The following is a 9,632-nucleotide window of genomic DNA, read 5'->3' as shown; positions in this document are numbered from 1 at the left end:
GGTTGAAACACTTGCTCTATAAACCTTTCGAGCATTCCTTAATCTCAACCGACAGAGAAGAGCGAACTAGCGAATTCGTAGGTGTCTTGACCGCTCTAACGTAGGTCTAATCCTGCCCCTGGTGGGTGAATCAATCTGTTTGCACAGATTTAAGTAGGTTTAATTCACCCCTATCGTCATCTGAAGGTGATTGAACGCTTTGGGCGTTTCCCCCATCGTAACCCGATCTGGGTCGAGAAAGCACACCGGAAGAAGTGGCGTTTCTTAAACAACCAGGTTCCTCGTTTTGACGATGGGTGGTTTAGAGGCGACTTATAGTCAAAATTAACAACTCGAATCCGCTTAATTAGGACTTATATACAGAGCCGGCGATTTGTCGGGGCACGACATGTCGTGCCCCAACAGGTGGGGGTTCAACTTTTTGTCTAGTTTTCGGGGGGAACATCAGCCCAAACGCTGATTTTATCGCTCTTTTGTAAAGTTTTTTGTCCTAGTTCATAGAAGGCAGCCACATTTCCAGAGTAACCAGTGAAAGGGTCATTCATCGAGGTAACTTATGTTAAAGCAACTGCCTTTAAAACGACTAGGACTAACCCTAATGATGGCATCTAGTGCCAGTTTTGCCATTAACTTGAGTTATTCGCCGCCATCATTGGCAGAATTTATTACGCTTCGGGATGGTGCTTTATGCGAAGGAAACTTCCAGGGGCTTAATGGTCGAGGGTTATGCATATATACAGAACAACCATCTTATACAGACATAATCAACTCACCAAATAACCCTTATCAAGACTACCACCCATCGGGTAGTCCTTACAACTACTACGAGGGAGAAATTCGTGAGGGTTTACCGAATGGCAAAGGGGTATTAGTTTATAACAACAATGACCACTATGAAGGACAAGTAGACAAGGGTTTTCCCCACGGCAGAGGAACGTTTATATTTGCAAATGGCGATCGCTATACCGGGGAGTTAACTCAGGGTGTAGCCAACGGAACTGGAACATTCAGATTTGCTAGCGGGGATCGTTATTCAGGAGGCATTCTCAACGGTCAGTACCACGGTAGTGGAACGTTCATTTTTGCTGATGGGCAAAGGTACGACGGACAGTTTATGTTAGGTCAGGCTAAAGGCAATGGTACACTACGACACGCTAATGGTATCGTTTGTCGAGGTAACTTCTACAATAGTACCTTTACTGGTCGCGGCACTTGCACCTATCCCCAAGGCTACACCTATAAAAGTTATACTGGAGAGTTAGAGAATGGTCAGCCTGGAGGTGTGGGTGTCCTGACTTATACTGATGGGCGAATTTACAGAGGAAATTGGAGCAATCGCCCTCAGTAAAATCTGCCTCAATAACCGGGTGGGCGGGTTTAGTCAAGTTATCGGTTATGTGCCACAATGTTATGGGTCAAACCCGCCCCTACAGATTGACCCCCTTTGCTCTCCTTAACCGAAGCCTATTGCCATGTTCCCTGGATATCGCCAATGGCTCTAACTTCCACCTGAGAACGTCAACTCAATGCAGCCAAACCACGAGACGATCAGATTTGGTAGTAGTCTGAAAATAGCTATTACCCAACTTATTGCTACATGATGAGTAATCGCGAGAAACTACGCCAACTTCTACTCCAACTTGACGACAACAGCTACAAAGCCTACAAGGATATCAAAGGACGCTATCACTTTTCTGATTTTACCTTAATTATCGATCGCGTCCAAGGTGATCCCTTTGCCAGTCCTAGTCATGTCCGAGTGCAACTGTCTCAAGCCGTGGCGGAGTTTCCCAGAACCCTTTACCAAAGTCGTAGTCGAGAAATCGCCTTACGGGATTACCTGACACGCCAGTTTGATTTAGTGGCGCGAGAGTTTAGTTCCCATCGAGGAACCGGGAATAGTGGACGAATTGCGATTATGTCTGTGGGACAATCGGTAATCGAGCGCACGGCTGCTTATGTCAACGATGAACTCATAGAAGTTCGCTTCGTCGTCGGATTACCTGCACGGGGAAGGCGCATCTCTGGGCGTCAGGCGGCGGAAATGTTGTGTGATGATATTCCTGAGATTGTTGATCAAGCGCTTAAGTACGAGTCTCTGGATGCAGTAGAGATTAAACAGCACGTTGAAACCGTTGAAGATGCAGACTGGCTGCGTCAACAGTTAACAGAACGGAATTTAGTCGCATTTATTGCTGATGATGCGATTCTACCCCGACGCAGTGGTGTGGATGATCGCCCGTTAGATGAAAATGCATTACCTTTCCAATCCCCAGAAACATTACGGGAAACCTTTAATTGTCCGAATCGAGGTGAGGTAACGGGGATGGGGATTCCCGCCGGCGTTACCTTAATCGTCGGGGGTGGCTATCATGGCAAATCTACCGTCTTGCGATCGCTAGAGGTGGGAGTCTATAATCACATTCCTGGGGATGGACGGGAATTTGTGGTGACTCAAGCCTCAGCGGTGAAGATTCGGGCAGAAGATGGTCGTAGTATTGCCAGTGTAGATATTTCGCCGTTTATTAACCAATTACCCCAAGGTCGGTCTACTCGTCAATTTTCCACCGCCAATGCGAGTGGGAGTACCTCCCAGGCGGCGAATATTATTGAAGCGTTGGAAGCCAATACGCAGTTATTACTGGTGGATGAGGATACGGCGGCGACAAACTTTATGATTCGCGATCATCGGATGCAGCAGTTGATTGCCAAAGATAAGGAACCGATTACGCCGTTTATCGATAAGATACGTCAACTCTACACCGATTATGGAGTATCCACAATTTTAGTCATGGGCGGTAGTGGTGATTACTTTGATGTCGCCGATACCGTTATCGCCATGGATAACTTCCAGCCCTACGATGTTACCGAAAAAGCCCGCGCGATCGCGAAACAGTATCAAACAGAAAGGATTCCCGAAGGCGGAAAAGAGTTTGGCGATATTGCGCCGCGTATTCCGTTACCCGAAAGCATTGACCCCAGTCGCGGTTCACGAGACGTTAAGCTGAAGGTGCGCGATGTGGATGAAGTGGTGTTTGGCAAAGAGGAAATCGATTTAGCCGCCGTTGAACAGATTGTGGAGAAAGGACAATTACGGGCAATTGCTGAGGCGATTGTTTATGCCAAGCGACACTATATTAATGGGCGCAATACAGTTACTGAAGTACTAAATCGGATGATGGCAGATATTGAGTCTCAGGGATTAGATTTGCTGGGGAATTTACCCGAAGGAGACTTAGTTTTATTCCGGCGATTTGAGTTAGCAGCAGCGTTAAATCGATTGCGGACATTACAGATACGGGAGCAGCCTTAACATCCTCTCCCACTCGTCTGAGTCGGGGCGGGCGCGAGTTACATGGGGTTGCCACCGAAAAGATAGTGGTGAAACCCGCCCAGCCATATTAATTTAAAGCCAATTCCTTCAAATTTGTGCAATCTCGAATCCGTTCTAAAGAAGTTTTTAATCGTTGTTTATGGGGGAAAGGTAAAACGTTTAGCAAATCATCAGCTTCTTCTAAAATTCGTTCTTGGGCTTCAGGTAAAAGATTTATCCAATTCGATTGGGATAAATTCCGTTCAATGATAGTGAGTTTCCAGTCGTAGTCACTCGCGATCATTTTGTCTCCTTCTTGCTCAGGTTTGAATTAACCAAGTGCGGTTGTTAATCGCAATCATAGAAAACCGATGTAATCCTGAGTGTGATTTAAATCAATAAACCACGTAAAATAGACGGGTAAAAGAGCTGATTTTAATAGCCTTTTTAGGTGATAGTTCTCTGGTCAAAACATGCCGGAAATCATTTCAAATAGTGATCTGGATCATTTAGCCCGTCATGCTGAGACTCCAAACCTTTGTGTAGGAAAGCATTGAGCATTCCTACTGCTACGGCGAAGAGAGCCATACCTGTGCTCATCAATCTTGAATTTGTAGATACCTATTAGCCCCATGGGATAAAGCCTTTGAACTAGATCTTACAAGTGAGGTATAACTGATATATGACACCAGTTTCAATAAGCTTGGTGTAACCGGGGTTAGGCGGCAGATGTTACCTTTCAAAACCTTGAGAAATAGTGGGTTACGCTTCGCTCTCCTCACGATGGCGTAACACAGCGAAAATGGTGGAATAGATTTTAGGGTTAAATTGGGCGCACGTCGGTGCAGTAAAAGGGCGCACGTCGGTGCGCCCCTACAGTTCTAATCCATCACATTAGGTGTGCTACGCCACGACAAATTAGCTGACTGAGAATGGTGCAAGATGTGGGGTATAATCATCCCAGTCGTCAACTTGCTCCCAATTCTGCCAAACTATGGCTAACTTAAAAATTGTTAACAATTTTGATGGCAGCTTTGTCCTCGAACCAGACGCCCAGAACCATCTATTTAGCTTGTTGAACGGTGAAGTATTCCGCCAGCAAGTCGCGGGACAACTGCACTGTCAAGATTTGGAATTCACCGAGTTACTGTTTCAACCTGTCCCCTACAGCGAAGGGACTCCCAAAGGTATGCCACGGGAGTTTGAACAGTATCACGAATCCGAAGATTATGCAATTATAAATGTCCCTCCCAATTTCATGTTCAAAGCCAAAGTCTTTAATCCCAGCCGCCTCTGTGCGATTTATCGAAAAATAGCCTAATTATTGCTGATGAGTTCTGAAACGCAAATTCCCGCTCTCTCTGACTTAGAATATATCCCCTATCTGGACGAGGGAGGTAATCTCCCGGAATCTTTATCCGGAAAAATCGGCGTCTATGCCATTTTTGACCAGGAGAAAACCCTGCAACTGGTCAACTATTCTCGCGATATTTATGTCAGCTTAAAACAACATTTAGTTCGTCAACCTCAATCCTGCTATTGGTTGAAAGTGGAAACCATTGAGCGCCCCAATCGCACTCGCTTGGAAACAATCCGCAAGGCTTGGATTGAAGAAAATGGAGAAATTCCGCCAGGGAATGGTGGTGATGAAGGGATTTGGAATAATCCTATTGATGCGAAAAAGACGATGACGGATGAGGATAAAGCAACCTATGACAAGAGTGAAGAATTAGGGCAAATTAAGCTATTAAAGAAAATAGCACGGCGAGTCGAAGCGGAAATTTTAGAACAATTAAAGGCTCGTGGTGTGCAAGGTGAGATTCGTTTCAACCCCAAATTAAAAGAGCAGGGATTACTGGATTTAAAATAAAAATCAATTAACAAGATCCAAAAAAATAAGTTCTTTTGTGACGAAAGGCGGGTTTGATTGAAAAGTTATCGGTAGATGCCAAAATTAAATGGCTAAACCCGCCCCTACAATTGACTCCACTAAAGCTGTTCTTTTTGTTCTAAGCCATATTAGGCAACAGCGTAGCCAGTGTGTTCGCGCACATAGATTGGATGAAAAGCAAGCACAATATTCTCCTTAGGAATATCTGCGGTAACCAAATCTTCTGTAATACTACCTTCAATGCCATCGTAGTGAATCCAGATTTTGCCGTCTCGGATTTCGGCATGAACAACCATGCCATGAATTCGTTTGTTGCCTTGCCAACCTTCGTGCATTAAGAAAAAATGGTTGCTATCCCGACTCACAACAACATAGGTTTGAACATCAGAGTAAGGATACGGGAGTTCTGCATAGTATTGAAGGGTTTTCTCTAGGGTTTCCCGCCATTGGTTTAGGACTTCCATTGCACAATTTCCTCCGTGGTTGGATTAAACACAATCAGATGAAAGCCGGGTTCCTCTAACAGGAGTTGTCCAGCTTCCTCAGTAAACAAGGTTTGAAAAACAGTTTCACTAACGGCAAGGTATAGAATGCGATCCGGTTCTTGTTTCTGTAATGTCCTAGCGTATAGAAAAAACTGTCCCCAAGCATTTTCAAGGTCGCTAATGGGGGAAGGACTCAGGAAACTTTTAACTTCCACGGCTATTTTGTCTGAACCTCGTTCAGCAGCGATCAGTTTTTCTGCACCCAGATCTACAAATACAGATCGTAACCCAATGGTTAGAATCAGGGGATCGGCAGTAATCGTCCATCCGTTTTTCTCCAAGGCAGCACGAACAACATCATGGAAAAGGTCTCTGGCTGGCATAGACGAAGAAGAAAGATGCGTTCTAATTTTAGTGCGATCGCTAACATGAACAGAAGCTGGGTTATATTAAATCCGCAAGTGACTTAATCAATTAGATAAACAACATTCTGTACAGGGCTTTCAGCCGTTTAACTTGATATCATAACTCATATTCATCATTTATAAACAGCTTGCCTAAATCGCTCATGATGCCAACGCTGCTCAATAATCGCTATCGCATCCTCCAGACGCTGGGGGCAGGTGGGTTTGGGAATACCTTTCTCGCTGAAGATACTTACATGCCTTCGGGACGTAAGTGTGTGATTAAGCAGCTTAAACCCATGACTCATGATCCCCAGAGCTATCAGCAAGCACAAGAGCGATTTCAGCGGGAAGCAGCGGTTTTAGAAGAGTTAGGTGAAAATAACTCTCAAATTCCCCGATTATTTGCTTATTTTTCCGAATCTGGACAATTTTACTTAGTTCAGGAATGGATTGAAGGGGATACCCTGACTCAAATCGTAGAACGGGAAGGTCAGCTCAATGATAGTCAAGTCAAGGCAATTTTGTTGAGTCTGTTGCCTGTACTGGATTATGTCCACAGTTGTCACATCGTTCACCGTGATATTAAACCGGATAATGTCATTGTGCGACAGCGAGACGGATTACCTGTCCTGATTGACTTTGGTGCTGTTAAAGAAGCGATTAAAACCGTTGTTCATTCTCAAGCCAACGCCACCCCATCGATAGTCATTGGCACACCTGGGTTTATGGCAGCAGAACAAGCAGCAGGACGCCCTCGCTATGCTAGTGATCTGTATAGTTTGGGATTAATTGCGGTATTTTTGCTCACGGGCAAATTACCGCAAACCCTAGAAACGGATACCCGCAGCGGCGAAATTTTATGGCGTCGGGATGCACCAAATTGTCACTCCCATTTAGCCACCGTGATTGATCGGGCGATTCGCTTCCATCCGCGCGATCGCTTTGCGGATGCCAAGGAAATGCTGGAAGCCTTGAGTGCCTATCCGACAACGATCGCGACAGCCACGTTATCCCTTTCTAGCAGACATGTACCCCCTGCCAGTAAATCGGCGGTTCCGCCAACGGTTCCCATCCGCAGAAAACCCCTGTCAACAGACGAGGGACATCCCTCTCGGCGCTTCGGCGGTTTAATCGCTGGCGGCTTACTCCTGAGTGCTATGGCTATTGGTTGGGGTTTAAATCGTATTCTAGAACCCTCAAGTCGCGTACCGCCACCCCCAGAGTCCGTATCCGCCTCTTCTGGAAGTACCCCTTTGCCCTCAACTACAGCGACAACCACACCTTTACCTCTGCCAACTCCTTCCCCAAAACTGGTGAGTCCAGAATCGCCCACACCCCTGTCCCCACCTGATCCCACATTCCGTATCCAAGAATCTCCAGAATTCCTGCCTGCTCCCGATCCCCCCACGCCGTTTGCCTCTGAACCCTTAGTCTTACCCTTCCCCTCTCCTTCTGTCTCTCCTGTCGCTTCCCCAACCCCCACACCGACACCCACACCGACACCCTCACCGACACCCACACCTGCGCCCGAAAACCACACCCCTAAACCACCTCTATCGGACAAAATTCCCGGATTTACCCCAGGAACGCCTCGAAAAGTGGTGGAAGCCGCCTTAGGCACGCCAACCCAGCTTTCCAAAGGTTTGTGGTACAATACCCAGGCATTGACTTATGAAGACTTTATTGGCGATCGCGTCAGTCTTGGTTATCTGTTTGACCGCGATACTAAACGTTTGCGACAAACTGAGGCTGCATTTGCCCAATCTGTGGGATTAGAAACCATGGCAGACACCTTAGATAAAATGCTCAGTCGCAATCTCTCACCAGAGATTCGCCAGGGACTAACCCAGGTTTATCAGCGTCAATCCAATCGCTATCGTTTTACCAGCAGCAGCAACGGTTCTCCCTTGAAAGGGTTGATTGAACGCAATGAGCGCGATCGCATTTATATTGGAGTGTGGGAAGCCGATTTGCATTAAATTTGACATCCTCACCACGCCGTAGGGGTTTGGTTACCAAACCCCTACAGTCTCTCAAAACTCCCTAAGCCAGTAATTTGCTCCAACTTTGGGGACCGATGATCCCATCAGCCGTGATCCCTTGTTGCCGTTGGAATCGGGCAACGGCGGCGGCTGTCCCCGGACCATATATTCCATCGGGTGTCGTCCCGATACGACGTTGCAGATATTTGACTACAGAACCTGTGGCATGGTTTTCTCGCAGGACTGGCATGGCTAAAATTTGATTGATGATCTGCCAGGTTTTAGCATCGGCAGTACCTGTGGGTGTAACACCAACGATCGCCTGAAAGGTTTTGAGTGCTGCTGTAGTATCCGCTTCGTTGGAACCATCTTCGACTAAGGGAGTGCCTTTGGGACTTCTGATCTTGAGCCGATTTAAGGCTTTCTGAAGGTCAACAATTGGATTTTGGGAAAAGGTAGTCGTCACTGGTGTGGTTTGTCCAGTTAATCCTTTGACAATCGCATCTGCCAAGGCTTCGGCTTCGTAGCGATCCATGTCCTCTTGATTATCGCAGAAACAGCATTCAACTAGAATCGCTGGCATTGCTGTATTCCGGAGAACGTACAAATGGGAGCCATCTTTAATCCCGCGATTGAAGTACCCTAGCTTAACAATATTATCTAAGATAGGCTTAGCCATGTCCTTCCCTGTATTGCTCACGGCAAAGACTTCTGCGCCTTTAGCTCTGCCGTTAAAGGCATTAAAATGAATGGATACAAATCGATCGACACGATTGGTATTCGCCGTATTACACCGTTGTTGTAAGGAGTTGCTCACACTCGAAGCGCGACTAGGTGTACAGTCTACCACTTGATGATTCAGGGATTTGAGCTTCGAGATCACTCTCGTCCCCACCGCTTTGGTCATATCATCTTCTTTGCCAATATTGCTAGCACCAGTATCTGGAGGGCAGTTATGTCCGATATCAATTCCGTATTTCATCTTAATCGTTGACTCCCATTGGTGATGAGATGTTAATTCACCGCAACTATGATGATGACCGATGACTGAACCGATGTACTAGGGGTTGACATCCCCACCACCCTTTTGTTCCTTTTGTGAAATCGGCAATAGCGGTTCAGAACATCTTTCTCCATCTCCCCAATCCCGATAACCTGCTCCGGAGAAAATTCTGGAGACGTACTATTTAGCGAGAAATTTGGAGAATTCTAGGATAGCAAGACTATGGATGAGTTTATGGCAGCCGCGATCGCCCAAGCCCAACAGGGACTTCGGGAAGGAGGAATTCCCATTGGTTCTGTCTTATTGACACTCCCCGTCCTATAAGTACGGGGATTCTTAGTTCCGCGACACACCTTACAGCTATCTATCCTTGCGGCAATACTTAAACCAAATACCCGTAGAAAACTACCTATTGAGCCTAACTTAGATAACCCCAGAGGGAGCCTGCTCCCTAAGCGTTCAGGTACTTACCGAGAGTGTCTTATCAACCGTTCCTCTCTTTCCCCATGTTTCTGTATGCCCTACAGTACATTGTTCTAGTCTTGTGACTA

9 protein-coding genes and 2 pseudogenes are annotated in these 9,632 nt (G+C 46.3%); 7 read left to right on the top strand and 4 right to left on the bottom strand.

What is annotated here, in order from left to right; translation table 11 throughout:
- Positions 1-174: 174 nt before the first annotated feature.
- The 3 genes and pseudogenes from RIM23_RS15175 to RIM23_RS15165 form a co-directional block, all read left to right on the top strand.
- A pseudogene (locus RIM23_RS15175) lies at positions 175-290 on the top strand (DUF924 family protein); the annotation flags it as partial.
- Positions 291-556: 266 nt separating this feature from the next.
- Positions 557-1,348, top strand: coding sequence for an MORN repeat-containing protein (locus RIM23_RS15170; RefSeq protein ID WP_446368054.1), 792 nt, complete (start codon positions 557-559; stop codon positions 1,346-1,348).
- A 252-nt stretch (positions 1,349-1,600) separates the two neighbouring features.
- Entirely contained in the window at positions 1,601-3,313 is a 1,713-nt protein-coding gene (locus tag RIM23_RS15165) for an ABC-ATPase domain-containing protein (RefSeq protein ID WP_446368055.1), read from the top strand.
- Positions 3,314-3,401: 88 nt separating this feature from the next.
- Here RIM23_RS15165 and RIM23_RS15160 read toward each other — a convergent pair whose 3' ends face one another.
- A complete protein-coding gene (locus RIM23_RS15160; RefSeq protein WP_446368053.1) occupies positions 3,402-3,617 on the bottom strand; it encodes a hypothetical protein in 216 nt (71 codons plus the stop codon).
- Between the two features lie 690 nt (positions 3,618-4,307).
- On the opposite strand from RIM23_RS15160, the gene RIM23_RS15155 reads away from it, so the two are divergent.
- Entirely contained in the window at positions 4,308-4,634 is a 327-nt protein-coding gene (locus RIM23_RS15155) for a hypothetical protein (RefSeq protein WP_446368052.1), read from the top strand.
- 9 nt (positions 4,635-4,643) lie between these two features.
- Complete coding sequence (locus tag RIM23_RS15150) at positions 4,644-5,183, top strand: GIY-YIG nuclease family protein (RefSeq protein WP_446368051.1); 540 nt, start codon at positions 4,644-4,646, stop codon at positions 5,181-5,183.
- A 149-nt stretch (positions 5,184-5,332) separates the two neighbouring features.
- Here RIM23_RS15150 and RIM23_RS15145 read toward each other — a convergent pair whose 3' ends face one another.
- Together RIM23_RS15145 and RIM23_RS15140 are read right to left on the bottom strand one after the other, a co-directional pair.
- Positions 5,333-5,668 (bottom strand): element excision factor XisI family protein, encoded by a 336-nt coding sequence (locus tag RIM23_RS15145; protein ID WP_446354231.1) that lies wholly within the window; start codon positions 5,666-5,668, stop codon positions 5,333-5,335.
- On the bottom strand, positions 5,656-6,072 hold the full coding sequence (locus RIM23_RS15140; protein WP_446368050.1) for an element excision factor XisH family protein: 417 nt from the start codon (positions 6,070-6,072) through the stop codon (positions 5,656-5,658). The genes RIM23_RS15145 and RIM23_RS15140 overlap by 13 nt, the downstream gene beginning before the upstream one ends.
- A 185-nt stretch (positions 6,073-6,257) precedes the next feature.
- Here RIM23_RS15140 and RIM23_RS15135 point away from each other — a divergent pair, with 185 nt between their 5' ends.
- Positions 6,258-8,075, top strand: coding sequence for a protein kinase domain-containing protein (locus RIM23_RS15135; RefSeq protein ID WP_446368049.1), 1,818 nt, complete (start codon positions 6,258-6,260; stop codon positions 8,073-8,075).
- Between the two features lie 64 nt (positions 8,076-8,139).
- Here the strand turns inward: RIM23_RS15135 and RIM23_RS15130 are convergent, their stop codons facing one another.
- A complete protein-coding gene (locus RIM23_RS15130; RefSeq protein ID WP_446368048.1) occupies positions 8,140-9,060 on the bottom strand; it encodes an N-acetylmuramoyl-L-alanine amidase in 921 nt (306 codons plus the stop codon).
- A gap of 243 nt (positions 9,061-9,303) precedes the next feature.
- Here RIM23_RS15130 and RIM23_RS15125 point away from each other — a divergent pair.
- Positions 9,304-9,387, top strand: a pseudogene (locus RIM23_RS15125) (nucleoside deaminase); the annotation flags it as partial.
- Positions 9,388-9,632: the final 245 nt, after the last annotated feature.

The organism is Coleofasciculus sp. G3-WIS-01 (assembly GCF_040223135.1).
Lineage (GTDB): Bacteria > Cyanobacteriota > Cyanobacteriia > Cyanobacteriales > Coleofasciculaceae > Coleofasciculus.
The sequence above is the reverse complement of the archived record's forward strand: the minus strand, read 5'-3'. Positions and strand labels throughout refer to the sequence as shown.